Source organism: Rhizobium sp. UFLA01-1127 (genome assembly GCF_059803845.1).
The window spans coordinates 21,820-47,617 of sequence record NZ_JAUQTZ010000009.1 but is presented as its reverse complement, the minus strand read 5'-3'; the positions used below and the strand labels follow the sequence as shown (position 1 = coordinate 47,617).

Below are 25,798 nucleotides of genomic sequence, written 5' to 3'. Positions count from 1 at the left end.
GGTGGGCAAAATGCGACGGGCGGGGCGTATTTGGCAAGGGGCGCGCGGGAACTCGGCTCCATTGTATCAAACGCTCCCCGGAAAATTGCGTTGCAGGTGCTTTTTTCTGAAAAACCGGTTCCCACCTTACAACGCTGGTTTTATAGAGACGCATCAACATAAAGGTGTTCTTGATGACTGGGCTTACCCTCAGCAGTGCCGATCTCGATCCTCGCCGTCGGCGCATCCTTTTCCGTTGCTGGCATCGCGGCATCCGCGAGATGGATCTGGTCTTCGGCCAGTTTGCCGATAACGAGCTGCCAGGCCTTGCCGAAGCCGATCTCGACGAGCTGGAGCGCATCATGGCCGAGGAAGACAATGATCTGCTCAAGTGGATCCTCGGCAGCCAGCCGACGCCGCAGCACCTGCAGACCCCGCTCTTTGAGCGTTTGGCCTCGTACAAGCCCGATTTCGAAGAGATCGCCGAAAGGTTCGGATTAGCGAAATGATCCCCGGTTTCGACGCGAAGAAGCTGCTCGCCGCCAGTGAGCCGATGACGATCGGGCATGTCCCGGCCGGTCTCGAGCCGTTCCTGGTTGCCGAAATGGCGAGAGCCGGCCAGCCGATCGCCTATGTCATGTCCGACGGCCAGCATATGGCCGACGTCGAGCAGATGCTTGGCTTCATCGCGCCTGAAATTCCGGTCCTCACCCTGCCGGCCTGGGACTGCCTTCCCTATGACCGCGTTTCCCCAAGTTCCGACACGTCTGCGCGACGCCTTGCGGCGCTGTCTGGCCTCATTGCCCATCATCGCAAGCCGCATGCGGCGGTGGTGCTGGTAACCGTCAATGCCATGCTGCAGAAAGTGTCGCCGCAGGACATTATCGAGAGCCTGGCGTTTTCTGCCCGACCGGGCAACCAGGTCCGGATGGACGATATCGCGGCCCGCCTGGAGCGCAACGGCTTCGAGCGCGTGGCGACCGTGCGCGAGGTCGGCGAATATGCCGTGCGCGGCGGCATTCTCGATGTCTTCGTTCCGGGCACCGAGGAACCGGTGCGCCTGGATTTCTTCGGCGATACGCTGGAAAGCATCCGCAGCTTCGATCCCGCCAGCCAGCGCACGACCGGGCAGGTCCGCTCGCTCGATCTCAATCCGATGAGCGAAGTGACGCTGACGCCGGATACGATCAGCCGCTTCCGCAAGAACTATCTCTCCGCCTTTGGCGCCGCCACGCGCGACGACGCGCTCTATCTCGCCGTGTCAGAAGGGCGTCGCTACGCCGGCATGGAACATTGGCTGCCGCTCTTCTACGAGAAGCTGGAGACGGTCTTCGACTACCTTAAAGGCTTCCGGCTGGTGACGGACCATACCGTACGCGAGGCGGCCGAGGAGCGCTCCAAGCTCGTTTTCGACTATTACGACGCCCGCCTTCAATCCGGCCAGCCTGCCAAAGGTCAGATGGCGCAGGGCACCCCTTATAAGCCCGTGACGCCGGGCCAGCTCTATCTGGATGGCAAGGCCTTCGGCAATGCGCTCGATGCCTTCGGCGCCGTCCGCATTTCGCCCTTCAACGAACATGAGGGCGAGGCGCGTCGCGTCATCGAGCTTGATGCCCGCCAGGGGCCGCGCTGGGCGCGGTCAGCGACCGACACAACCGATAGCGAGCGCGTCAACGTCTTCGACGCCGTCGTCAAGCATATCGCCGACAAGCGGGCTGCGGGCGGCAAGGTGCTGATTTCGGCCTGGACCGAAGGCTCGCTCGATCGCCTCTTGCAGGTGCTCTCCGAACATGGGCTGGCGCGCGTCAAGACGATCGAGGCGTTCAAGGATCTCGGCGGCCTGGCGAAGGGCGAGGCGGCAGCGGCGGTGCTCAGCCTGGAAGCCGGTTTCGAGGCCGGCGATCTGATCGTCATCGGCGAGCAGGATATTCTCGGCGACCGCATGGTGCGTCGCTCGAAGCGCCGCAAGCGGGCCGCCGATTTCATCTCGGAAGTGGCAGGCCTGGACGAAGGCTCGATCGTCGTTCATGCCGAGCATGGCATTGGCCGCTTCGTCGGGCTCCGGACTATCGAGGCTGCCGGGGCGCCGCATGCCTGCCTTGAGCTGCAATATGCCGACGAGGCCAAGCTGTTCCTGCCGGTCGAAAACATCGATCTCCTGTCGCGCTATGGCGGCGAGGGCACCGAGGCGCAGCTTGACAAGCTCGGCGGCGGCGCCTGGCAGATGCGCAAGGCCAAGCTTAAGAAGCGTCTGCTGGATATGGCAGGTGCCTTGATCCGCGTCGCGGCAGAACGCCTGACCCGCCATGCGCCCGTGCTCAGCACTCCGGATGGCCTCTACGACGAGTTCGCCGCGCGTTTTCCTTATGACGAGACCGACGACCAGATGAACGCCATCGAGGCGGTGCGCGACGATCTCGGCGCCGGACGGCCGATGGACCGCCTCGTCTGCGGCGACGTCGGCTTCGGCAAGACGGAAGTGGCCCTGCGTGCCGCCTTTGTGGCGGCCATGAATGGCGTGCAGGTCGCCGTCGTCGTGCCGACGACCCTGCTTTCGCGCCAGCATTTCAAGACCTTCTCCGAGCGTTTCCGCGGTCTGCCGATCCGCGTGCAGCAAGCGTCTCGTCTGGTCGGTTCCAAGGATCTGGCGCTTACCAAGAAGGAAGTGGCCGAGGGCAAGACGGATATCGTCGTCGGCACGCACGCGTTGCTCGGCGCCGGCATCAAGTTCGCCAATCTCGGCCTGCTGGTCATCGACGAGGAGCAGCATTTCGGCGTGAAGCACAAGGAGCGCCTGAAGGAGCTGAAGAGCGACGTGCATGTGCTGACGCTCTCGGCGACGCCGATCCCGCGCACGCTGCAGCTGGCGATGACGGGTGTGCGCGAACTGTCGCTCATCACCACGCCGCCGGTCGACCGCATGGCGGTGCGCACCTTCATCTCGCCCTTCGATTCCCTCGTGATCCGTGAGACGCTGATGCGCGAGCATTATCGCGGTGGCCAGAGCTTCTATGTCTGTCCGCGTCTCGCCGATCTCGCCGATATCCATGCCTTCCTGCAATCGGATGTGCCGGAGCTGAAGGTGGCGGTCGCGCACGGCCAGATGCCGGCCGGCGAGCTGGAAGACATCATGAATGCCTTCTACGAAGGCCGTTACGATGTGCTGCTCTCCACCACCATCGTCGAATCCGGCCTAGACGTGCCGACGGCCAACACGCTGATCGTCCATCGTGCCGACATGTTTGGCCTCGCCCAGCTCTATCAGCTTCGCGGCCGTGTCGGCCGCTCCAAGGTCCGCGCTTTCGCGCTCTTCACCCTGCCGGTCAACAAGGTGCTGACCACGACGGCCGAGCGCCGGCTGAAAGTGCTGCAGTCGCTCGACACGCTCGGCGCCGGCTTCCAGCTCGCCAGCCACGATCTCGATATTCGCGGCGCCGGCAATCTGCTCGGCGAGGAACAGTCGGGGCATATCAAGGAAGTGGGCTTCGAGCTTTACCAGCAGATGCTCGAGGAGGCGGTTGCCGAGGTCAAGGGCGTCGACGAGATCCAGGATACCGGCTGGTCGCCGCAGATCTCCGTCGGCACGCCGGTCATGATCCCCGACGATTACGTGCCGGATTTGCATCTGCGCATGGCGCTTTATCGTCGTCTCGGCGAGATCACCGAAATCAAGGAGATCGACGGTTTCGGCGCCGAGATGATCGATCGTTTCGGTCCGTTGCCGATCGAGGTGCAACACCTCCTCAAGATCGTCTACATCAAGTCGCTCTGCCGCATCGCCAATGTCGAGAAGCTGGACGCCGGCCCGAAGGGCGTCGTCGTGCAGTTCCGCAACAAGGAATTCCCGAATCCCGCCAATCTCGTCGGCTACATCGCCAAGCAGGGCACGATGGCCAAGATCCGTCCCGACCAGAGCGTGTTCCTGACGCGCGATCTTCCGACGCCGGAGAAGCGGCTGCAGGGAGCGGCGGTTGTCATGACGCAGCTGGCGGAATTGGCGAAGTAGGAAGGCATCGTAGCCGAAGGCCGCACCGGCAGGATCGTAGGGAAGGCTATCGAACGCCAACTCTCTGTCTGGTTGGACTGCTTACAGCGTTCCAGCGAAGACTGTGGCCGCCAGCAATATGCCTGTCAGGATATTCGCCAAAAACAGTCTGTAATTGATCTCGGGCCGCGCAAGATCGAGGCGCCATGTCTGCCAGCCGAGATGTGCGGCGATGACTAGCATTCCGACGGCATAGGGCAATGACATGCCGGTCATCCATCCCCCGACCGACCATGCTGCGACAGCCACGGCATAGAATAGGCCGATACATGCCCTGCCACGGTTGCCAAACAGTATGGCGGTCGACTTCAAGCCCAGTTGCATGTCGTCCCGAACATCGACATAGGCATAAACGGTATCGTAGCCGATCTGCCAGGCGATGGCTCCGAGCCACATCAGGAGCGCTCCGGCGGGGATCTCGCCTGTGATCTCCGACCATGCCATCACCATTCCCCAGTTGAATGCCGCGCCAAGAATGGCCTGCGGCCAATAAGTGAAGCGCTTGCAGAGCGGATAGACAAAGACAAGCGGCAGGACGCAGATGGCGATGACACGTGTGTAGGATGTCAGGAAGAGAAGGAGCGAAGCGGCCAATGCGAGTTCCACCGCCAGGAACATGAGTGCCCACGGCACGCCGATCTGTCCGCTCGCCAATGGCCGAAAGCGTGTGCGCTCGACATGCCCATCAAACTTTCGATCGGCAATGTCGTTGACCGTCGAGCCGGCGCTTCTCATCAGCGATGCACCCAGCGAGAAGATGGCCAGTTGTCTGAGGTCTGGAAAACCATGCGAGGCTTGGATCAGCGCTGCCCAGCAGGGAAAAAGCGTCAGCCAAATGCCAACCGGCCGATCCAGCCGCGCAAGCCGCGTGTAGGGTCTCAACGCCGCAGGCAAACGACGATCCACCCAGTCTCCGAGTCTTATATCGCTTAGGTCAGGACGGATGGAAACGTTCATCATCGAAATCCGCAGTTTAATGGCCGAAGGAAAATAGCGACTTCGGCACATGTCGCAACGGCCTGAAGCGCGGTTGCGTCAATTTCGCTTCGATGTGATTTTCGACCCACGGCTGCCTTTTTTGCCGTGGGTCGGAATCTGATTATGCCTTACGCCGCTTCCGGTTTGCCCGCCTCTCCAGCATCTGGAATGCGCGCGAGGACCTTGATTTCGAAATCGAAGCCAGCCAGCCAGTTGACGCCGACAGCCGTCCAGTTCGGATAGGGTTTTTCGCTGAAGACCCGGTTCTTGCCGGTCATGATCGTACCGAACTGCTGCTCGGGATCTGTGTGGAACGTCGTGACATCGATGATGTCGTCGAAAGTGCAGCCTGCCGCCTCCAGAGTCGCTTTCAGATTGTCGAAGGCGAGCTGGACCTGTTTTTCGAAATCCGGCTCGGGGCTCCCATCGGTGCGGCTGCCGACCTGGCCGGAGACGAACAGCAGATCGCCGGAACGAATCGCGGCGGAATAGCCATGCTCCTCGTAAAGCGCATGTCTGTTCTTCGGGAAAATCGCATTCCTGGTCGTCATCATATTCGCCTCTCATTTGCGTTGACGTGAAATGGTAGGAAAGGCGCAAGCTTGCGCGGCCATTCCAAAGCGCCGTCCTATTTGATATACGGAATGTATGTGACATATTCGCATACGTTCCGTATGTCAATATTTCAAATACGAGGCGTATACGAACTTGGAGGGTGATATGGCAAAGCGCCTGGAAACGATGGAAGAAAACCGCAACAAGCTGATTGCCGCTGCAAGAAAAGCCTTCGCCGAGAAAGGGTTCGCCGCGGCTTCGATGGATGAGTTGACGGCGGATGCCGGTCTGACGAGGGGTGCTCTCTACCACAATTTCGGAGACAAGCGCGGATTGCTCGCCGTGATCGTGGATCACATCGACAATGAGATGGCGTTGCGGGCGAAGGAAATCGGCACGCAGGCGGGCGGCGGCTGGCAAGGGCTGCTTGCGGAAGGCGAAGCCTATATCAAGATGGCGCTCGATCCCGAGGTGCAGCGCATCGTTCTGCTCGATGGCCCAGCCGTTCTGGGCGATCCTTCGAAATGGCCCAGCCAGAACAGCTGTCTCGCCGGCACCCGGCAGACGGTGTCGAATCTTCTGGAGCAGGGGGTCGTCAAGCCGGTGGATGCCGAGGCGGCAGCCCGGCTCCTGTCAGGCGCTGCGCTGAATGCAGCCCTCTGGGTTGCCGCCAGCGAGAATCCGACTGATGTGTTGCCCAAGGCGGTAGAAGCCTTCCGGGCAATGGCTTCGGGATTGCTGGCTAAGGCCTGATGCCGGTTATCGCTGGATGAATTCCGCTATCGGCGTCGCGGAAGCCCTTTCAGCTATATGGAACACCGAGCCGCGTTCAATTCATCCCCGCCCGCGCCTCCGCCTTCATCTTGGCGATATCCTGCAGTGCGCTTGCAAGCACATCCGGAGTCTGCGCGCCGCTCACGGCATATTGCTGGTCGAAGATGAAGAAGGGCACGCCGTTGACGCCGATCTTCTGGGCGGCGTCGATTTCGCCGACGATGAGATCGCGATCTGCATCGGAGGCAAGCAGGGTTGATATGACGGAGCGGTCGAGCCCGGCCTTTTCCGCGATGTCGAGCAGAACCGCACGGTCGCCGACGTTGCGGCCCTCTTCGAAATTGGCCTTGAACAGGGCATCCACCACCTTGTCCTGCTTCTCCCGGCTTTCGGTGACGGCCCAGTGGATGAGGCGGTGTGCGTCGAGCGTGTTGGGGCCGATCTTGATGGCGTCGAAATCGAATTTGATACCCACGTCGCGGCCGAGATCGGTCAGCATCTTGTGCCCCTGCGCGACACGTTCCGCGCCGCCGAGCTTCTGCTCGAGAGCCTTCTTCTGGTCGACGCCTTCGGGCGGATAGTCCGGATTGAGACGGTAGGGCCGCCAGTTGAGGTCGACGCCGACTTCGCCCTGCACCTCGGCGATCGCCAGTTCCAGACGAGCCTTGCCGAGATAGCACCATGGGCAGACGACGTCGGAGACGATGTCGATCGTGATGCGTTCCATGGTTCTGTCCTTTCGGTTTTCGGGCTGTTCTCTTCCATCTAGGCCTTTGTGCCGATGGCTTCAACCGGTTACCGAAAGGGAACCATGGGACGCTATTGCACGGAGGCGTCCCACCATGCCGGCAGGTAATAGCCATAGAGCGGCAGAACGTTTGGATGATCGATGCGACTGCGCCGTGCCGCCCATTGCTGACCGACATGATAGAGCGGCACCATGTAATAGCCAGATATCAAGATGCGGTCGAAGGAGCGCACTGCGTCGCGGAAATCCTCAGCTGAATGGGCCGTCAGGAAGTGTCCCATCAGAGCGTCAACATTAGGATCAGCGACACCGGCATAATTGAAACTGCCTGCCGCCTTGGCCGCAGCCGATCCCCATCGTCCAAGCTGTTCCGTGCCGGGAGATAGCGAGGAGGGATAGGCTTTCAAGATCATGTCGTAATCGTAGTTCCCCGTCCGCAGCTGATACTGCGAATCGTCGACAGTGCGGATCGTGACGGCAATGCCGAGGAGCGCGAGCGACCGGCGATAAGCAATTGCAATACGTTCCTGGTCCGCATTCTGTGTCATGATCTCGAAGCTGAGTTGCCGCCCGGCGCTGTCGACCATACGTTCGCCCTTGATCGTGTAGCCCCCCTGCTTGAGGAAGTTGACTGCCTTGCGCAGGATCTTGCGGTCGCGGCCGGAGCCGTCGCTGACGGGCAGCTTGTAGGTGCCATCAAGCACATCGGCGTCGATATGGTCCTTGATCGGGCCAAGCATGGTGAGTTCGTTGGCATCTGCGGGCACACCGAAGGAGGAAAGGTCGGAATTCTGCCAGTAACTTTCGGTGCGTGTATAGGCATTGGAGGCAAGGCTGCGGTTGAACCATTCGAAATCGAAGGCGAGGGTCAAACCCTTGCGTACATTCTTGTCGGCGAAAATCGGTCGGCGCGTGTTAAAAACGAAACCCAGCATGCCGCTCGGCGTTTTCGGCATAAACGCCTCCTTGACTACGGCGCCGGAGCTGACGGCTGGGAAATTATACGCGTCCTGCCAGTGGCTGGGGCTGCCGTCGGGATAGACGTCGATATCGCCCTTCTTGAACGATTCGAACAGCGTGGTCTCCTGCAGGAAATAGGTAACGGATATCTCGTCGTAGTTATCGACGCCGACTTTCGTGGGAATATCCTTTCCCCAATAGTCGGGATCCCGCTGATAGATGATGCGCTGGCCTGGATCGATGCTCTTGATCTTGTAAGGCCCGGAGCCGACGGGAATGGCGAGTGTTGTGCGCTCGAAATTATCCGCATCGATGACGTGCTTCGGCAGGATCGGCAGCATGGCAATGATCAGCGGTGTTTCGCGGTTCGCTGCCTCGTTGAAGTGGATCAGCACGCTACGCTCGCCGACCTTCTCCATCTTGGCGACTCCTTTCAACGGAGATGAAAGGTTGGGGCGACCTTTTTCGCGCAGAAGCTGGAAGGTAAAGATTACATCGTCCGGTGTCACCGGCTGCCCGTCCGACCATCTGGCCTTCGGATCGAGGTTGAACTGGATAAAGCTGCGATTGTCGTCCCATTCGACCGTCTGCGCCAGCAATCCGTAAAGGGTGAAGGGCTCGTCGCTCGATCGTTGCATCAGCGATTCGTAGACGAGATTGCCGTATTCCGGGTCCCACATGCCGCGCGCCGTTGTGCGCATGCTCTTCAGAATGAAGGGATTGAGATTGTCGAAGGTGCCGACGACGCCATAACTGATATGGCCGCCCTTTTTGACATTCGGATTGACGTAAGGGAAATGCTTGAAGTCCGCCGGCAGTGCAGGATCTCCATGCATGGCGATACCATAGAGCGGTTGCGCCGCTGCGGCGTTGCACAAGGCTGCGAAGAACAGGAAGACAGCGATCCGGAGCGCTTGCATGGCATCCTTTCCGGTAAGGGTACGATTCGGCCAGACCTTATCATGAGCGTGCCGAATTCAACACGCGGCTGCGGAAATCTTGGGTCTCGACAGAAAAGGCCAAAGAAAAGCTGGATATCCGTTCCAGTGCGATGTAACAGGGGTGCCGGGTTTCTCGGGTCATGTATTTGCCTTATTCATTCGACAGGTGGACGACGGTTTGACCCGAATAGCATGGGACGGCACGCCGTCGTCCCGAAGCGGATTTCAGGAGGCGGTTTCGCTATGATGTTCAAGACTGACAACAAAATGCGGGCAGGTCTCTCTGCTCTGGCTCTCATGATCGGTGCGGCCATGCCGGCTGCTGCCTTTGCTCAGGATGCGTCCAACGCAGCTCCTGCCGACGGCGCCAGCGATCCCAACCAGCCGCGTCTGGGCTGGTACAAGACCTGCGCCAAGCAGGATGATGCCGATATCTGCATCGTGCAGAACCTGATCATGGCAAACAACGGCCAGCTCGTGACGGCTGTCGGCCTCATCTCCGTCGATGGCAAGGTCAACCGCAAGATCCTGCAGATTTCCGTTCCGACGGCTCGCCTGATTCCGCCCGGCATCACCATGCAGGTCGATGGCGGCAAGGGTCAGAAGCTCGACTACGCCGTCTGCCTTCCGGACAAGTGCACCGCCGAAGTTCCCCTGACGGATGCGATGATCGCTTCGCTGAAGAAGGGCACCGACGTGACCTTCACCTCGGTCAACTTCCGCCGCGCTCCGAACCCGATCAAGATCTCGCTGACGGGCTTCGGCGCCGCCTATGATGGCCCGGCAATCTCCGACAGCAAGCTTGCCGAAAGCCAGAAGAGCCTGCAGGACAGCATGCAGAAGAAGGCAGAGGAAGCCCGCAAGAAGCTGGAAGACGCCCAGAAGGCCGCCAAGCAGCAGTAAGCTGGCTGATTCCATTTCATCAAAGAAAAAGCCCGGAGCGATCCGGGCTTTTTCTTTGCAACTGTTGCAGCTGCAGGGTCAGATGCCGTTCAAGCAAGAAGGGAAGGCGTTGGGGCGCCTTCCCTTCGGAAACTGTTGCTTTGATGGTGCTTAGTGGGCGAAGCTCATCTTGGGTTTGAGCTGTCCCGTCGGGGCACGGTCGAAGATCTGAGTAATCTGCGGATTGCGCAAGGGAACACCGCTCTCATCATTCACGAGATTCTGTTCCGATACGTATGCGACATATTCCGTCTCGTCATTTTCGGCGAGAAGGTGATAGAAGGGTTGATCCTTATCGGGCCGTACTTCGGCCGGAATGGAATTCCACCATTCTTCGGTATTTGCGAACTCCGGATCGACATCGAAGATGACACCGCGGAAGGGGAACATCCGGTGTCGAACCACGTCGCCAATATTGAATTTTGCGTTGCGTTGTTTCATGGCACGACTTCCTTTCAGCTAATCATGTGGTGACTTTCACCACTGATATCAAGGATTTTGCCCCCGTTCCTTCATCGAACTGTCACATTCTGTCCGGCCTTATCTCGAATGCCCAGCCGTCGCCCGATGTGAAAATTCCATTCCGTTGGGCACCTGCCACCGGCTTTCCCATCATGAAGAAAGCCCCGGCAGGCCGGGGCTTTCGTATCGGATATCAGGCCGAATAGTACATGTCGTATTCGACCGGATGCGGGGTCATTTCGAAGCGCATGACCTCCTGCATCTTCAGTTCGATGAAGGCATCGATCTGGTCGTCGTCGAAGACCCCGCCGGCGGTCAGGAACTTGCGGTCCTTGTCCAGGCTTTCCAGAGCTTCGCGCAGCGAACCGCAGACGGTCGGGATCTTCTTCAGTTCCTTCGGCGGCAGGTCGTACAGATCCTTGTCCATGGCCTTGCCCGGATGAATCTTGTTCTTGATGCCGTCGAGGCCAGCCATCAGCATGGCGGCGAAACCGAGATAGGGGTTGGCGGTCGGGTCAGGGAAGCGGACTTCGACGCGCTTTGCCTTCGGGTTCGAGCCGAACGGAATACGGCAGGAAGCGGAGCGATTGCGAGCGGAATAGGCGAGCAGGACCGGCGCTTCGTAACCCGGGACGAGACGCTTGTACGAATTCGTCGACGGGTTGGTGAAGGCGTTGATTGCCTTGGCGTGCTTGATGATGCCGCCGATGTAGTAGAGGCAGGTTTCGGAGAGGCCTGCATATTCGTCGCCGGCGAAGGTCGGCTTGCCGCCCTTCCAGATCGACTGGTGAACGTGCATGCCCGAGCCATTGTCGCCGAAGATCGGCTTCGGCATGAAGGTTGCCGTCTTGCCATAGGCGTTGGCGACCTGATGCACCACGTACTTGTAGATCTGCATGCCGTCGGCGCTACGGACCAGCGTCTCGAACTTGATGCCGAGTTCGTGCTGGGCGGCTGCGACTTCGTGGTGATGCTTTTCGACGACGACGCCCATTTCGGCGAGAACCGTCAGCATTTCCGAGCGCATATCCTGGCAGCTGTCGATCGGCGGAACAGGGAAGTAGCCGCCCTTGACGCGCGGACGATGGCCGAGGTTGCCGGTCTCATAGTCGGTGTCGTCGTTGGACGGAAGTTCGCTGGAGTCGAGCTTGAAGCCGGTATTGTAGGGATCGGCCTTGTACTTGACGTCGTCGAAGACGAAGAATTCGGCTTCCGGGCCGAAGAAGGCGGTATCGCCGATGCCGGAGGCCTTGAGATAAGCTTCGGCCTTCTTGGCGGTGCCGCGGGGATCGCGGTTATAGGCTTCGCCGGAGACCGGGTCCAGAATGTCGCAGAGGATGACCATCGTGGACTGCGCGAAGAACGGATCCATATGCACCGTATCCGGATCGGGCATCAGCACCATGTCGGATTCGTTGATGGCCTTCCAACCCGCGATCGAGGAGCCGTCGAACATGACGCCATCGGCGAACATGTCTTCATCGACGCAGACCACGTCCATCGTGACGTGCTGCAGCTTGCCTTTCGGGTCGGTGAAGCGCAGATCAACGAACTTGACGTCGTTGTCCTTGATTTGCTTCAAAATTTCGCTTGCGGTCGTCATTAAATTGCTTCCCTTGACTTAGATGACGATTAAACGAGCCTCGGCCGAGAAAGGGCCGGGCGGATTAGATGGCGTCGATGCCCGTTTCGCCGGTGCGGATTCGAATGACTTCTTCCACGTTGGAAACGAAAATCTTTCCGTCGCCGATACGGCCTGTTTGCGCGGCCTTGCGGATGGCCTCGATCACCGCCTCCGCATTTTCGTCCGCCAGTACAACTTCGACCTTCACCTTCGGCAGGAAGTCGACGACGTATTCCGCGCCACGATAAAGTTCCGTGTGGCCCTTCTGACGACCGAAGCCCTTCGCTTCCGTGACGGTGATGCCCTGCAGACCGACTTCCTGAAGGGCTTCCTTCACTTCGTCGAGCTTGAAGGGCTTAATGATCGCTTCGATCTTTTTCATGAGAAAATGTCTCTCCGCTTCTCCTGTTACAGCAGGAATACTCCCCGCTCGGCCAACATAATGCACGTATCATGCCAGTTGAGGATGCTCCGCTGTAAAAAATCCCGGCGAATTGACACCGAGACGATGAATTGATGAGGATTTTTCGGGAAAATGGAAGCGATTTCGCGCGCAAATGCGTTGGATAAGCAAAATTTCGTAAAAAAGTGCCGCGCGCAACACGTTTGTGCTCTGGCAAGTCCTTGAATGCTATTGATTAATTATCATGCAAATGCACACATATAAGTCAATTCTGGTGCCGGAATAACGGTTGTTTTTAAGGCAGATTTCGCATCTATAATGCTTGCATGATGTTGCCGCTCGCCGACCTGCTCCTCACTCCGGACGAAATGGCCGCCGTTGATAGCGACGCTGCCGCGTCCGGCATCGATTCCTATGGACTGATGGAAAAAGCGGGGCAAGCCGTTGCCGCAGCGGCACTCAGAACCTTCCCCGAGGCGCTTCGATACATCGTTCTTTGCGGACCGGGCAATAATGGCGGAGACGGCTATGTTGCTGCCCGCGCACTGCAGCAGGCCGGAGCAGACGTGCAGCTCTTCCGCCTCGGTGATCCGCAACGGCTCAAGGGCGATGCCGCCCGAGCCTCTGCCGATTGTCCCATACGTGGCGCAGGGATTGCCGGTTATGCTCCGCACGCCGGAGATGTCGTCATCGATGCCATCTTCGGTGCGGGCCTTTCCCGCCCCGTTCCCGACGAAGTGGCTGCCGTCATCGCCCGGGTTGCCGAGGCGGATATTCCGGTAATTGCCATTGATCTGCCATCCGGTCTCGATGGGCGCAGCGGGAAGGTACTGCGTGCGGCTTTCCATGCCGAGCGCACGGTGACCTTCATGACGCGCAAGCCGGGTCACCTTCTTCTTCCCGGCCGTGAGCTGTGCGGGGAACTTGAGGTCTTCGACATCGGTATTCCCGGCCGTATCGTCCGCGCCCACGCCGGCGGACTGATCGCTGAAAACACGCCCGAGCAGTGGCAGCCGAAAATACCGTCGGCGGGCGCCGATGCGCACAAATACAAGCGCGGCCATCTCGTCGTCTTTTCAGGCGGCCCGAACGCGACGGGTGCCGCGCGCATGTCGGCCATGGCGGGCCTGAAGGCAGGGGCAGGGCTCGTCACCATCGCCTCTCCGCCGGAGGCGATGGACGTCAATGCAGGGTTGCTCACGGCAATCATGCTGCATCCGATCGACGGCGAAGCCTCGCTCCGGGAATGGCTTGCCGATCAACGTCTCTCGACCTTCGTTCTCGGGCCGGGTTTCGGCGCCGGCGACAAGGCGCGGCAATTCTGTCTTGCGCTTGCGGACCGCCATCTGGTGCTGGATGCGGACGGCATCACCTCTTTCCGCGATGATCCACAGCGTTTGTTCGATGCCTTTGCCGAGGGGCGGACGCGGCTGGTTCTGACACCGCACGAGGGGGAGTTTGGCCGTCTTTTTCCCGATATCGCCGCCGATGAGAGGTTGAGCAAGATCGACAAGGCAAGAGCGGCGGCAAAGAGAGCCCATGCCGCCATCATCTGCAAGGGCGCCGACAGCGTAATCGCCGCCCCGGACGGCAGGGCTTTGATAAATGCGAATGCGCCGCCCTGGCTGGCAACTGCCGGCTCCGGCGATGTCCTCGCCGGTATTGTCGGCGGTCTTATGGCGCAGGGGGCTCCGGCCTTCGAGGCTGCCGCCGCCGGCGTCTGGCTGCATGGGCTTGCCGGCCAGCATGCGGGCAAAGGGCTGACGGCCGAAGATCTCGTGGAAGCCGTCAAGCCGCTATAGCACTGTTCGCATAGCGCTATTTGGCAACTTCTTCCTGTAATGCAATCGCACCGGGAGGCGCATTCACCTTGCCCTCGTGGATCATGAAGGCAAAGACATCGCGCGGCTCGGTCTTGACTTTGCGCTTCGCATCGATCAGCGGCAGATCATCCGGTACCTTGCCTTCCGCCCATGTTTTCAGGCGATCCGCCCAAGCTCTGAGATCCTTCGGCGGATAGCAGGTCTTGATATCGTCCGACCCTTTCTGCAGTCGGGCATAGACGAAATCGGCCGTCACATCGGCGATCATCGGATATTCGAAATGCTCGGCACAGACCGGCGCCACATTGTATCTCTCGAGCAGTGCGACGAACTCCGGCACCTTGAAGGAATCGTGCCGGACCTCGACGACATGCCGCAGTGCGAGGCCATCCTGCTTGGCCGGCAACAGCTTCAGGAAAGCCTCGAAATCATCCGGATCGAATTTCTTCGTCGGCGCGAATTGCCACAGCAAAGGTCCGAGATGATCGCCGAGCTCGCTGATGCCGGACTCCAGGAACTTCTGCATCGATTCACCGGCTTCGGACAGAACCCGGCGGTTGGTGACGAAGCGGGTGGCTTTCAGGGAAAAAATGAAACCATCGGGAACGTCAGCGGCCCATTTGGCGAAGACCTCGGGCTTCTGCGTGCTGTAATAGGTGCCGTTGACCTCGATCACTCTCAGCTTTCTGCTGGCGTAATGGAGTTCGTCCTTCTGCTTCAGCGTGTCGGGATAGAAAGTCCCGCGCCAAGGCTCAAAAGTCCAGCCGCCAATGCCTGTGCGGATCTCGCCCGCTTTGGTCATTCTCTCCTCCTTGGACGTTTGTCCGAGTGAATCTTACTCCGCGGCCACAACCTTCTTCATCGGCCGTCGTTCCAGCAGCTCCCTCAGGAATTGCCCCGTATAGGAGCGCTTCTCCTTGACGATCGCCTCCGGTGTTCCCACGGCAACGATCTCGCCGCCGCCATCGCCGCCTTCGGGACCGAAATCGAGGATCCAGTCGGCGGTCTTGATGACTTCGAGATTGTGCTCGATGACGACGACAGAATTGCCTTGATTGACCAGTTCATGCAGCATTTCCAGAAGCTTGGCGACGTCATGGAAGTGCAGCCCGGTTGTGGGTTCGTCGAGAATGTAGAGCGTGCGGCCCGTCGATCGCTTCGACAGTTCCTTGGCCAGCTTGACGCGCTGCGCCTCGCCACCCGAAAGCGTATTGGCCTGCTGTCCCACTTTGATATAGCCGAGGCCGACATCCTTCAGGCTCTGCAGCTTGTCGCGCACGGCGGGAACCGCCGCAAAGAAATCGACGCCTTCTTCCACCGTCATGTCGAGCACGTCGGCAATCGACTTGCTCTTGAACGTCACATCGAGCGTTTCGCGGTTATAGCGCTTGCCGTGGCAGACGTCGCAGGTGACGTAAACGTCGGGCAGGAAATGCATCTCGATCTTGATGACGCCATCGCCTTGGCACGCTTCGCAGCGGCCGCCCTTGACGTTGAAGGAGAAACGGCCTGGCTGATAGCCGCGCGCCTTGGCTTCCGGCAGGCCGGCAAACCAGTCGCGGATCGGGGTGAAGGCGCCGGTGTAGGTCGCCGGGTTCGAGCGCGGCGTGCGGCCGATCGGCGACTGGTCGATATCGATCACCTTGTCGATATGCTCGAAACCGTCGATGCGGTCGTGATCGGCGGGAATTTCACGGGCGCCCATGACGCGACGCGCGGCCGACTTATACAATGTCTCGATCAGGAAGGTGGACTTGCCGCCGCCCGATACACCGGTGACGGCTGTGAATACGCCGAGCGGAATGGACGCCGTGACGTTCTTGAGGTTGTTGCCCCTTGCGCCGACGACCTTGATTTCCTTGCCCTTCTTGGGCTTGCGGCGCTCGTCCGGGACCGGCACGCCGAGTTCGCCGGAGAGATATTTACCGGTCAGCGACTTCGGGTTTGCCATGATATCCTGCGGTGTGCCATGCGCCACCACCTGGCCGCCATGCACCCCGGCCGCCGGGCCGATATCGACCACGTCATCGGCCGTCAGGATCGCATCCTCGTCGTGTTCGACGACGATGACGGTGTTGCCGATATCGCGCAGGTGCTTCAGCGTCTCCAGCAGGCGGGCATTGTCGCGCTGATGCAGGCCGATCGACGGCTCGTCAAGCACGTAGAGAACGCCCGTCAGACCCGACCCGATCTGTGACGCCAGCCGTATGCGCTGGCTCTCGCCGCCGGACAGCGTGCCCGAATTGCGCGACAGGCTCAGATATTCGAGGCCGACATCGTTGAGGAAGCGCAGGCGATCGCGGATTTCCTTGAGGATACGAACCGCGATTTCGTTCTGCTTGTCGGTGAACGTGCCCGGCAGTGCGTTGAACCAGTCCCGGGCAACGCGGATGGACATTTCCGCGACCTGGCTGATGTGCAGCTTGTCGATCTTGACCGCCAGGGCTTCCGGCTTCAGGCGGTAGCCGTTGCAGGCCGGGCAGGGCGCCGCCGACATGAAGCGCTCGATCTCTTCGCGCGCCCAAGCGGAATCCGTTTCCTTCCAGCGGCGCTCGAGGTTCGGCACGATGCCTTCGAAATTCTTGTGCGTGGTGTAGGAGCGCGCGCCGTCGGCATAATGGAATTCGATCTTGTCTTCGGTGCCGTTCAGGATGACATCCTTGGCCTTGTCGGACAGCTCGTTCCAGCGGTTGCCGAGCTTGAAGCCGTAATGTTTGCCGAGCGCTTCCAGCGTCTGATTGTAATAGGGCGATGTCGATTTGGCCCAAGGCGCGATCGCGCCGTCGCGCAGCGTGCGTTCCGGCTCCGGCACGATCAGGTCCGGATCGATCTTCTGCTGCGAGCCGAGACCGTCGCAGGACGGACAGGCGCCGAAGGGATTGTTGAATGAGAACAGGCGCGGTTCGATTTCCGGAATGGTGAAGCCGGATACCGGGCAGGCGAATTTCTCAGAGAAGAGCACGCGTTCATGCGTCTCGTTCAGCGACTTGTTGGCCGAACCGCCGGCAGCGGTTTCCTCCGGCGGCAATGGCTTGTCGGCGAATTCTGCAACCGCAAGTCCGTCTGCGAGCCGCAGCGATGTCTCGAAACTGTCCGCAAGGCGAGCCGCCATGTCGGGGCGGACGACGATACGGTCGACGACGATGTCGATGTCGTGCTTGTATTTCTTGTCGAGCGCCGGCACATCGGCGATCTCGTAGAACTGGCCGTCGACCTTGACGCGCTGGAAGCCCTTTTTCATGAGCTCCGCCAATTCCTTCTTGTATTCGCCCTTACGCCCGCGCACGAGTGGTGCGAGAATATAGAGCCTCGTGCCTTCCTCATAGGCGAGCACGCGGTCGACCATCTGGCTGACCGTCTGGCTCTCGATCGGCAGGCCAGTCACGGGCGAATAGGGAACGCCGACGCGGGCAAACAGCAGGCGCATATAGTCATAGATCTCGGTGACCGTGCCAACCGTCGAGCGCGGATTGCGCGATGTCGTCTTCTGCTCGATCGAAATGGCCGGCGAGAGACCGTCGATCTGGTCGACATCCGGCTTCTGCATCATTTCGAGGAACTGGCGCGCATAGGCCGAAAGGCTTTCGACATAGCGTCGCTGCCCCTCGGCATAGATCGTGTCGAAGGCGAGCGACGATTTGCCCGAGCCTGAGAGGCCGGTCATGACGATCAGCTTGTTGCGTGGCAGGTCAAGATCGATGCCCTTGAGATTGTGCTCGCGCGCACCACGTATCGAAATAGTCTTCAGTTCGCTCATCGTCGTATGCAGGTCCTTTGGAGTCTGCCTTTATTTAGTGATGTCAGCCCGCGAGTCGAGGCTGAAATGAAGGAGTGGAGCCGGTTTTCGATTCCGTTGACATCATCATAAGGATAAATTAGAACAAAGAAAGAACAAAATTATCGCGGCGATTTCTTTGTGGATGAACGGAGCTGGGAAGGCCGCATAAATAGCACCCGACGCCCCCTATGGGTTAAGGTGCACCGATAGAGTTTCAAGGCCGTCGATGGGCGGCAAGCAGGGTGGTATCATGGCTGGTAGTGTGAACAAGGTAATTCTGGTTGGAAATCTGGGGGCGGACCCGGAAATCCGCCGCACGCAAGACGGCCGTCCGATCGCCAACCTCAACATTGCCACCTCGGAAACCTGGCGGGACCGCAATTCCGGCGAGCGCAAGGAAAAGACCGAATGGCATCGCGTCGTTATCTTCAATGAAGGCCTCTGCAAGGTCGCCGAGCAGTATCTGAAGAAGGGTGCCAAGGTTTACATCGAAGGTGCGCTGCAGACCCGCAAGTGGCAGGACCAGAACGGTCAGGATCGCTATTCGACCGAAGTGGTGTTGCAGGGCTTCAATTCAACGCTGACGATGCTTGACGGCCGCGGAGAAGGCGGCGGTTCCCTCGAAGGTGGCAGCCGTGGTGGCCGCGGCGGCGGTGAGTTCGGTGGCGGTTATGGCGGCGGCGATTACGGTGGCGATGATTACGGCCAGTCGTCTTCACAGGGCTCCTCACGCGGCGGCAGCGGCAATCGTGGTAGCAGCAGCCAGGGCGGCGGCGGCAATTTCTCGCGCGATCTGGATGATGACATCCCGTTCTGAGATGGGCGTACACAGCCAAATCTTGAAAACCCGCCGCGTCGCGGGTTTTCTGTGAACAGGTCCATTTATGAAAGCGTGAGCGCCGCTTTTGCCCCGTCCACGACGAATTGTGCTGCAAGCGCCGCAAGGATGACCCCGAGCAGGCGGGTCAGGATGGCGCGGCCGGTTGCGCCGAGCATGCGGTCGAGCCTGTCGGAAATGGCAAGGGCCGCAAAGACCAGGGCGAGGTTGATGGCGATCACGCCGATGAGTTGCGCTCGGTCGAGTGTCGTCTGAAGCGATCCTGCCAAGAGGATTGTGGCCGAGATTGCACCGGGACCGGCGATCAGTGGCAAGGCTAATGGAAAGACCGCGATGTTGCGGATATGATCCTGGGTGATTGCGACTTCCGTCGTCTTCTCCTTCCTGTCCTGCCGCCGCTCGAACACCATTTCGAAAGCGATCCAGAATAGCAGCAGCCCGCCGGCGATGCGGAAGGCGCCGATCGAAATGCCGAGAACGCCAAGCACGCTTGCTCCGAACAACGCAAAGGCTGCCAGGATAAAGAAGGCGATCAGCGAGCCACGCAGCGCCACCTGCTTGCGCTCGGCGCGATTCATGCCGGCCGTGAGCCCGATGAAGAGCGGCGCGAGCCCCGGCGGATCGACAGTCACAAGCAGAGTCGTGAAGGCATTGATTAGCGTATCCGCGCTCGCCATATAGTCCCCGAAGCTTGTTTTGTCGTTGTTATCGCGCATTGTTATGCGAGGAATGGGCTTTCGCAAAGAGCTGTGCTCCGCTATTGCCGGGTTGCGCCACGGAAATGTTCGATTTCGTGGCTTATACAGGCAAAAGTCTGTTCAAAAACATTGGCCCAAATTGGCGCTCACCGGGCCTTTCCGCTATAAATTTCGCAGTGATTCTAAAAGAGATCGTGATCTGTTTTGACTGAGCAAACACCACCCGGCGGCGGGAAGCTCCCGCCAGGCATCGAGCCGATTTCCATCATGGAGGAAATGCAGCGGTCGTATCTCGATTACGCCATGAGCGTGATCGTCAGCCGCGCGCTTCCCGACGTTCGCGATGGTTTGAAGCCAGTTCATCGGCGCATCCTCTATGCGGCGCATCAGAGCGGCTATCACTGGAACCGCAAATATGTGAAGTCGGCGCGCCCCGTCGCAGATGTCATGGGTAGCTATCATCCGCACGGCGACGCCTCGATCTATGACGCCTTGGTCCGCATGGCGCAGGACTGGTCGATGCGCGTGCCGCTCATCGACGGGCAGGGCAATTTCGGCTCGATCGACGGCGACCCGCCGGCGGCGATGCGCTACACGGAATCCCGCCTGACGAAGGTCGCTCACGAGCTTCTCGAAGATATCGACAAGGAAACGGTCGATTTCCAGGAAAACTACGACGCAACGACGGAAGAGCCGAAGGTCCTGCCCGCGCGCTTCCCGAACCTGCTCGTCAACGGCTCCGGCGGTATCGCCGTCGGCATGGCGACGAATATTCCGCCGCACAACCTCTCGGAAGTGATCGACGGCTGTATCGCGCTGATCGACAATCCCGCCATCGAACTGCCCGAGATGATGCAGATCATCCCCGGACCAGATTTCCCGACGGGTGCGAAGATTCTCGGCCGCGCCGGCATCCGTTCCGCCTATGAAACGGGCCGGGGCTCCGTCGTCATGCGTGGTGTTGCGACCATCGAACCCATGCGCGGCGATCGCGAACAGATCATCATCACCGAGATCCCCTATCAGGTGAACAAGGCGTCGATGATCGAGAAGATGGCCGAGCTCGTGCGCGAGAAGCGCATCGAAGGCATCTCGGACCTTCGCGACGAATCCGACCGTCAGGGCTATCGCGTCGTCGTCGAACTGAAGCGCGATGCCAATGCCGATGTCATCCTGAACCAGCTTTATCGCTATACGCCTCTGCAGACCTCCTTCGGCTGCAACATGGTGGCGCTGAACGGCGGCAAGCCGGAACAGATGAACCTGATGGACATGCTGCGGGCTTTCGTGGCATTCCGCGAGGAAGTCATCAGCCGCCGCACCAAGTACCTGCTTCGCAAGGCGCGAGATCGCGCCCACGTCTTGGTCGGTCTGGCGATTGCCGTTGCCAATATCGACGAAGTCATCCGCGTTATCCGCCAGGCGCCCGATCCGCAATCGGCCCGCGAAGAGCTGATGACTCGACGCTGGAATGCGGCGGACGTCGAATCGCTTATCCGGCTAATTGACGACCCCCGCCACCGCATCAACGAGGACGGAACCTACAACCTCTCGGAAGAGCAGGCCCGCGCCATCCTCGAACTGCGCCTGGCCCGCCTGACCGCTCTTGGCCGTGATGAAATCGACGAAGAACTCAATCAGATCGGCGTCGAGATCAAGGACTATCTCGATATTCTCTCGTCGCGCGCCCGCATCCAAACTATTGTAAAAGAAGAGCTTGCCGCCGTTCGCGACGAGTTCGGAACGCCGCGCCGCACTGAGATCGTCGATGGCGGTCTCGAGATGGACGACGAGGATCTGATCGCCCGCGAAGATATGGTCGTCACCGTTTCTCATCTCGGCTACATCAAGCGCGTGCCGCTGACGACTTATCGTGCGCAGCGTCGCGGCGGCAAGGGCCGCTCCGGCATGACTACCCGCGACGAGGATTTCGTTACTCGGCTATTTGTTCTCAATACGCATACGCCGGTTCTGTTCTTCTCGTCCCGCGGTATTGTCTACAAGGAAAAGGTCTGGCGGCTGCCGATCGGCACGCCGACTTCGCGCGGCAAGGCGCTGATTAACATGCTGCCGCTGGAGCCCGGCGAACGGATCACCACGATCATGCCTCTGCCCGAGGATGAGGACAGCTGGGATGATCTCGACGTCATGTTCACGACGACGCGCGGAACCGTGCGCCGCAACAAGCTGTCGGATTTCGTGCAGGTGAACCGCAACGGCAAGATTGCCATGAAGCTCGAAGAGGAAGGCGATGAAATCCTCTCCGTCGAGACCTGTACTGAGCGTGACGACGTGCTGATGACGACGGCGCTCGGCCAGTGCATCCGTTTCTCTGTCTCGGATGTGCGTGTCTTTGCCGGCCGCAATTCGATCGGCGTGCGCGGCATCACCCTTGCATCCGGCGATCGCATCATTTCGATGACCATCGTCCGCCACGTCGATGCCGAACCCTGGGAGCGTGCCGCCTACCTCAAGCGCTCCGTCAGCGAGCGTCGCTCGGCGACCGGCGAGGACGAGGAAATCGCGCTGGTCGGCGAAGAAGTCACCGAAGAGGGGCAGCTCAGCGACGAGCGCTATGAAGAGCTCAAGGCTCTCGAGCAATTCGTTCTGACGGTGTCGGAAAAGGGTTTCGGCAAACGTTCGTCCTCTTACGATTTCCGTATCTCCGGCCGCGGCGGCAAGGGCATCCGTGCCACCGACACGTCGAAGACGGGCGAGATCGGCGAGCTTGTTGCCGCATTCCCGGTCGAGGACGGCGATCAGATCATGCTCGTCTCGGATGGCGGTCAGCTGATCCGCGTCCCCGTTGGCGGTATCCGTATCGCCAGCCGCGCCACCAAGGGCGTCACCATTTTCTCCACTGCGAAGGATGAGAAGGTCGTGTCGGTCGAGCGTATTAGCGAACCGGAGACCGACGAGGACGATGCCGCGGCTGCAGAAGGTGATGCCGTTGCTGGTGAAGCTGGAGATACCGGCGAAGGGGGCAGCGAAGAATGAACTTCGCTGCACCTGTGGGACAAGCCCGTAGCTGACCGGTCGATCCGCTCGAAAATCGAACAGTTTCAATCGCATGAGCTTGACAACAGGCTCATGCGATTGCTTTTGCGGCTTAGCTCGGACTTCACCGTCGCGTGGCCATCGTTCTATTCCGATTGGCTATTGCTTCGGGAAAGGGGCGGCAAAACCTCGAGGCTTGTCCGATCCAGCTGCGCGAAAACTTCGTCATAACCGAAGCGGAAATGCCACCCGAGAGAGGAGCCCGCGGATTTCGACGCGTAGATGCGATCGATCCTTTGAGGCAGAGGCCAGTTTCGTTGCGCAAATTTCGCAGCGAGACCGGGCGCGCGTAACCGGATGACGGAAGCGGCATCGATCGCCAAGGTCTCGCAATCCTCCGGTTTGAATAGCGTTCCCGCAGAGATGATATGCCGTTGAAAGTGATTGCCGCTATTGGTCAAGGCGGCCGCATGGGCATCGGCAACGTCCCTTATGTCGATGCCGCGATGCAATCGGTAAGCGGCCATGACATTAGCGGGCTCCGGAAAACTGCGAGACATGCGCAAAACGCGTAGCTGCAAATCTGGTCCGGCCATGTCCTCCAGCAGCCGTTCGGCCTCCAGCTTCGTGCGATGATAGATGCTTTTGGGTTGCGGAACAGTGTCTTCATCGGTCCATATGCAGCGGTCTGGAACGACTGCATGGCCATAAAGGGCTGTGGTGCTGGTGAATATAAGCCTGCTGACGCCGGCAGACAGAGCCGCCTCCGCCAATAAGCGTGTTCCCTCCACATTGACGCTGCGGAATTCATCGTCGGAAACCGTTCCGACATGAGGAGCATGAAGGGCGGCGCAATGGATGATCGCATCGCTGTCTTTGAGTGCCTTGCGCAGCAGCGCCGGATCGGTGAAATCTCCGACAAGATGTGTTGTCGAAAATGGTGAGCGATCGATTCCGACAACCGAATGATGCACCGCCAATATATTGAAGATGGCGCGGCCGAGCCGCCCCGAACTGCCGGTCAGAACAATGCGCATTATCGCTCCCCAAAATGAAGCTGGATCGCAGTATAGCGATAGCTGCTTTCGATGTCGCGAAATTAGGCGGTCATGGCAATCGATTGAAATTACGCAATAAAAAAACCGGACGCTGGCGGGGAGCGTCCGGTTCGGTGTCCATCCGAGCATATGGCGGGGGGAGATGCCCGGTACGCGGAGATCAGAGCGTCTTGTGACGCTTATGCAGTCTCTTGCTCTCTTCGCTTTCGCGATGGAGTGCCGAAATGGTGGATGCGACTGACACGACAAACATGATGCTGATGAAAAGTGTAAGCAGCGTCAAAATTGTGAACATGATCGCTCCCTCCTTTGGTGGGACTAGCGTTCAGATCCCTTAGTACTGGCTCGAGGCAACGAAGGGACGAGCCGAAGCAAAGGGACCGTAGATCTTCGACTGGTCGGGTTTCTGGTCGTAAAGCGCAACGGTTGCTGCGAGCATTCCCGAAATCATGGCCATCCAAACAACGTTAATAAGGGTGATCTTGTGGGACATGCTCATTTTCCTTCTTGCCGCAATATGCAGTCTGAGTTTCGAAGTTGAAACGCGGCGGTTTGCAAATGGTTCCGCCGATGTTGAGAGGTATCTAGCAATGCATGCCTGAAGCGACTTTGAATGCCTTGTTCATCTGGCGTTCAGATTCGCGATGCGTTTTGCGCATGGCAGTGGCGATTTCTTGGGCAAAATCGATGTCCTTGCCGTTTTCTGAGGCAAAGTCCCATTCGATTTCATAATTGTCGGCGAAAAGATGAACGAGGTACTCGACGAAAAATGAACCGATGATGGCGCCTGCGATAATGAAGACGAGCATGGCATGATTTCCCTGCAGCGGAGACCGGCGGGCTGTTGATCCGGGCCCGTTTCGATGTTGATGCCAGTAAATCATTGCCGAGCTGAAACGGGCTTGAATGCTGCATTCATCTGCTGTTCAGCAGTGGTCCTTGGGTTGCAAATGACTTGCGATGCGGCGTCATCCGTGACAAAAGGCGTCGAAACAACGAGCCGGCTTGGTATGACGACAGCCTTCTATCCCGGATCTTTCGATCCGATGACCAACGGACATTTGGATGTCCTCGTGCAGGCGTTGAATGTCGCCTCGAAGGTGATCGTCGGGATCGGCATTCATCCCGGCAAGAAGCCGCTTTTTTCCTTCGAGGAGCGGGCGGAGCTGATCCGGCGATCGCTCGGCGAAGCCCTGCCGCAAAAGGTGGGTGATATTTCCGTCGTCGCCTTCGACAATCTGGTCGTCGATGCCGCCCGCACCCATGGCGCGACCTTGCTTGTGCGCGGCCTGCGCGATGGCACCGACCTCGATTATGAAATGCAGATGGCAGGCATGAACAGGCAGATGGCGCCGGACATTCAGACGCTGTTTCTGCCGGCCGGCACGGCCTCGCGGCCCATAACCGCCACATTGGTGCGGCAGATCGCATCCATGGGCGGCGATGTCAGCGCCTTCGTGCCGTCGGCGGTGCTGGAAGCCCTGACTGCCAAACTCAAAAATATGGCCGGCGGCAACAGCTGAGCCGAAATCCAATCCCGAATGGAGCATCCATGAAACTCTTTCATATTGCATTGGCAGGATTCCTGAGCCTAGCCGCCTTCGCAGGCAGCGCGTTCTCGGCCGCAGCCGCAGATCTTCTGACCATCCAGCTCAAGGACGGACCGGTGGTCATCCAGTTGATGCCGGAGGTCGCTCCGAAGCATGTCGCGCAGATTGAAGCGCTGGCAAAGAAGGGTGCATACGACAACGTCGTCTTCCATCGCGTCATCGACGGCTTCATGGCCCAGACGGGCGATGTTCAGTACGGCAATGCGGCGAAGGGCTACGATCCGCGCAAGGCCGGCACCGGTGGTTCAGATCTGCCGAACCTTCCTGCCGAATTCTCCAAGGTTCCGTTCCAGCGCGGCACCGTCGGCATGGCGCGCGCCCAGGACCCGAACTCCGCCAACTCGCAGTTCTTCATCATGTTCGCCAATGGCGATTTCCTGAACGGCCAGTACACTGTCGTCGGCAAGGTCGTTTCGGGCATGGAATTCGTCGACAAGATCAAGCGCGGCGAAGGCCAAAACGGCGAAGTGAGCAGCCCTGACAAGATGATCAAGGTCACTGTCACCAAGAAGTGATTTCACGGCATGATCCTGAACGGCGTCGGCCACCCAGGATGCATGCGTAACCAAACTAGAGAGAACAAGG

General features: G+C 59.4%; 23 protein-coding genes. 9 read left to right on the top strand and 14 right to left on the bottom strand.

The features are described from left to right. Nucleotides 1–173: 173 nt before the first annotated feature. A complete protein-coding gene (locus Q4Q11_RS03935; RefSeq protein WP_498568724.1) occupies nt 174–488 on the top strand; it encodes an FAD assembly factor SdhE in 315 nt (104 codons plus the stop codon). Continuing rightward, the gene (gene mfd / locus Q4Q11_RS03930) at nt 485–3,985 is read left to right on the top strand and encodes a transcription-repair coupling factor (RefSeq protein ID WP_498568723.1); all 3,501 of its coding nucleotides are present in this window, start codon (nt 485–487) and stop codon (nt 3,983–3,985) included. Before Q4Q11_RS03935 ends, mfd begins: the two co-directional genes overlap by 4 nt. A gap of 81 nt (nt 3,986–4,066) precedes the next feature. Here mfd and ubiA read toward each other — a convergent pair whose 3' ends face one another. Both ubiA and Q4Q11_RS03920 read right to left on the bottom strand, forming a co-directional pair. Then, nucleotides 4,067–4,981: a 4-hydroxybenzoate octaprenyltransferase gene (gene ubiA / locus Q4Q11_RS03925; protein WP_498568722.1), complete on the bottom strand. Its 915-nt coding sequence runs from the start codon at nt 4,979–4,981 to the stop codon at nt 4,067–4,069. Between the two features lie 149 nt (nt 4,982–5,130). After that, a complete protein-coding gene (locus Q4Q11_RS03920; protein ID WP_498568721.1) occupies nt 5,131–5,553 on the bottom strand; it encodes a RidA family protein in 423 nt (140 codons plus the stop codon). 169 nt (nt 5,554–5,722) lie between these two features. On the opposite strand from Q4Q11_RS03920, the gene Q4Q11_RS03915 reads away from it, so the two are divergent. Next, nucleotides 5,723–6,310 carry a TetR/AcrR family transcriptional regulator gene (locus Q4Q11_RS03915; protein ID WP_498568720.1) on the top strand — a complete coding sequence of 196 codons (588 nt, stop codon included), beginning with the start codon at nt 5,723–5,725 and terminating at the stop codon, nt 6,308–6,310. A gap of 76 nt (nt 6,311–6,386) precedes the next feature. On the opposite strand, the gene Q4Q11_RS03910 is transcribed toward Q4Q11_RS03915, so the two are convergent. Both Q4Q11_RS03910 and Q4Q11_RS03905 read right to left on the bottom strand, forming a co-directional pair. Beyond that, nucleotides 6,387–7,058: a DsbA family oxidoreductase gene (locus tag Q4Q11_RS03910; RefSeq protein ID WP_498568719.1), complete on the bottom strand. Its 672-nt coding sequence runs from the start codon at nt 7,056–7,058 to the stop codon at nt 6,387–6,389. 92 nt (nt 7,059–7,150) lie between these two features. Next, a complete protein-coding gene (locus Q4Q11_RS03905) occupies nt 7,151–8,959 on the bottom strand; it encodes an extracellular solute-binding protein (protein WP_498568718.1) in 1,809 nt (602 codons plus the stop codon). A 264-nt stretch (nt 8,960–9,223) separates the two neighbouring features. Between Q4Q11_RS03905 and Q4Q11_RS03900 the strand changes: the two genes are divergently transcribed. Beyond that, entirely contained in the window at nt 9,224–9,883 is a 660-nt protein-coding gene (locus tag Q4Q11_RS03900; protein WP_112507132.1) for an invasion associated locus B family protein, read from the top strand. Nucleotides 9,884–10,033: 150 nt separating this feature from the next. On the opposite strand, the gene hspQ is transcribed toward Q4Q11_RS03900, so the two are convergent. The 3 genes from hspQ to Q4Q11_RS03885 all read right to left on the bottom strand — a co-directional run bounded on the left by hspQ (nt 10,034) and on the right by Q4Q11_RS03885 (nt 12,390). Further along, nucleotides 10,034–10,363, bottom strand: coding sequence for a heat shock protein HspQ (gene hspQ / locus Q4Q11_RS03895; protein WP_112507130.1), 330 nt, complete (start codon nt 10,361–10,363; stop codon nt 10,034–10,036). A gap of 214 nt (nt 10,364–10,577) precedes the next feature. Then, nucleotides 10,578–11,987, bottom strand: a complete 1,410-nt coding sequence (gene glnA, locus Q4Q11_RS03890) for a type I glutamate--ammonia ligase (protein WP_112507128.1) — start codon at nt 11,985–11,987, stop codon at nt 10,578–10,580. A 64-nt stretch (nt 11,988–12,051) separates the two neighbouring features. Continuing rightward, nucleotides 12,052–12,390 carry a P-II family nitrogen regulator gene (locus Q4Q11_RS03885; protein WP_015339877.1) on the bottom strand — a complete coding sequence of 113 codons (339 nt, stop codon included), beginning with the start codon at nt 12,388–12,390 and terminating at the stop codon, nt 12,052–12,054. 347 nt (nt 12,391–12,737) lie between these two features. On the opposite strand from Q4Q11_RS03885, the gene Q4Q11_RS03880 reads away from it, so the two are divergent. Then, nucleotides 12,738–14,213, top strand: coding sequence for an NAD(P)H-hydrate dehydratase (locus Q4Q11_RS03880; protein WP_498568717.1), 1,476 nt, complete (start codon nt 12,738–12,740; stop codon nt 14,211–14,213). Nucleotides 14,214–14,229: 16 nt separating this feature from the next. On the opposite strand, the gene Q4Q11_RS03875 is transcribed toward Q4Q11_RS03880, so the two are convergent. Further along, nucleotides 14,230–15,036, bottom strand: coding sequence for a DUF72 domain-containing protein (locus Q4Q11_RS03875; RefSeq protein WP_113215461.1), 807 nt, complete (start codon nt 15,034–15,036; stop codon nt 14,230–14,232). A 33-nt stretch (nt 15,037–15,069) separates the two neighbouring features. Next, a complete protein-coding gene (uvrA, locus tag Q4Q11_RS03870) occupies nt 15,070–17,991 on the bottom strand; it encodes an excinuclease ABC subunit UvrA (protein ID WP_112507122.1) in 2,922 nt (973 codons plus the stop codon). Between the two features lie 271 nt (nt 17,992–18,262). Here uvrA and Q4Q11_RS03865 point away from each other — a divergent pair, with 271 nt between their 5' ends. After that, nucleotides 18,263–18,829, top strand: a complete 567-nt coding sequence (locus Q4Q11_RS03865; RefSeq protein WP_113215480.1) for a single-stranded DNA-binding protein — start codon at nt 18,263–18,265, stop codon at nt 18,827–18,829. 65 nt (nt 18,830–18,894) lie between these two features. Here Q4Q11_RS03865 and Q4Q11_RS03860 read toward each other — a convergent pair whose 3' ends face one another. Continuing rightward, entirely contained in the window at nt 18,895–19,527 is a 633-nt protein-coding gene (locus Q4Q11_RS03860; protein WP_113215481.1) for a MarC family protein, read from the bottom strand. A gap of 225 nt (nt 19,528–19,752) precedes the next feature. Between Q4Q11_RS03860 and gyrA the strand changes: the two genes are divergently transcribed. Further along, nucleotides 19,753–22,545, top strand: coding sequence for a DNA gyrase subunit A (gene gyrA, locus Q4Q11_RS03855; RefSeq protein WP_498568716.1), 2,793 nt, complete (start codon nt 19,753–19,755; stop codon nt 22,543–22,545). A 146-nt stretch (nt 22,546–22,691) separates the two neighbouring features. On the opposite strand, the gene Q4Q11_RS03850 is transcribed toward gyrA, so the two are convergent. The 4 genes from Q4Q11_RS03850 to Q4Q11_RS03835 form a co-directional block, all read right to left on the bottom strand. Continuing rightward, nucleotides 22,692–23,582, bottom strand: coding sequence for an NAD-dependent epimerase/dehydratase family protein (locus tag Q4Q11_RS03850; RefSeq protein WP_498568715.1), 891 nt, complete (start codon nt 23,580–23,582; stop codon nt 22,692–22,694). Between the two features lie 181 nt (nt 23,583–23,763). Next, complete coding sequence (locus Q4Q11_RS03845) at nt 23,764–23,898, bottom strand: hypothetical protein (RefSeq protein ID WP_257713997.1); 135 nt, start codon at nt 23,896–23,898, stop codon at nt 23,764–23,766. A gap of 39 nt (nt 23,899–23,937) precedes the next feature. Beyond that, nucleotides 23,938–24,096 carry a hypothetical protein gene (locus Q4Q11_RS03840; protein ID WP_498568714.1) on the bottom strand — a complete coding sequence of 53 codons (159 nt, stop codon included), beginning with the start codon at nt 24,094–24,096 and terminating at the stop codon, nt 23,938–23,940. A gap of 91 nt (nt 24,097–24,187) precedes the next feature. Further along, on the bottom strand, nt 24,188–24,487 hold the full coding sequence (locus Q4Q11_RS03835) for a hypothetical protein (protein WP_498568713.1): 300 nt from the start codon (nt 24,485–24,487) through the stop codon (nt 24,188–24,190). 126 nt (nt 24,488–24,613) lie between these two features. Between Q4Q11_RS03835 and coaD the strand changes: the two genes are divergently transcribed. Together coaD and Q4Q11_RS03825 are read left to right on the top strand one after the other, a co-directional pair. Then, a complete protein-coding gene (gene coaD / locus Q4Q11_RS03830; RefSeq protein ID WP_112507114.1) occupies nt 24,614–25,126 on the top strand; it encodes a pantetheine-phosphate adenylyltransferase in 513 nt (170 codons plus the stop codon). A 29-nt stretch (nt 25,127–25,155) separates the two neighbouring features. After that, the gene (locus Q4Q11_RS03825; protein ID WP_498568712.1) at nt 25,156–25,728 is read left to right on the top strand and encodes a peptidylprolyl isomerase; all 573 of its coding nucleotides are present in this window, start codon (nt 25,156–25,158) and stop codon (nt 25,726–25,728) included. Nucleotides 25,729–25,798 lie beyond the last annotated feature (70 nt).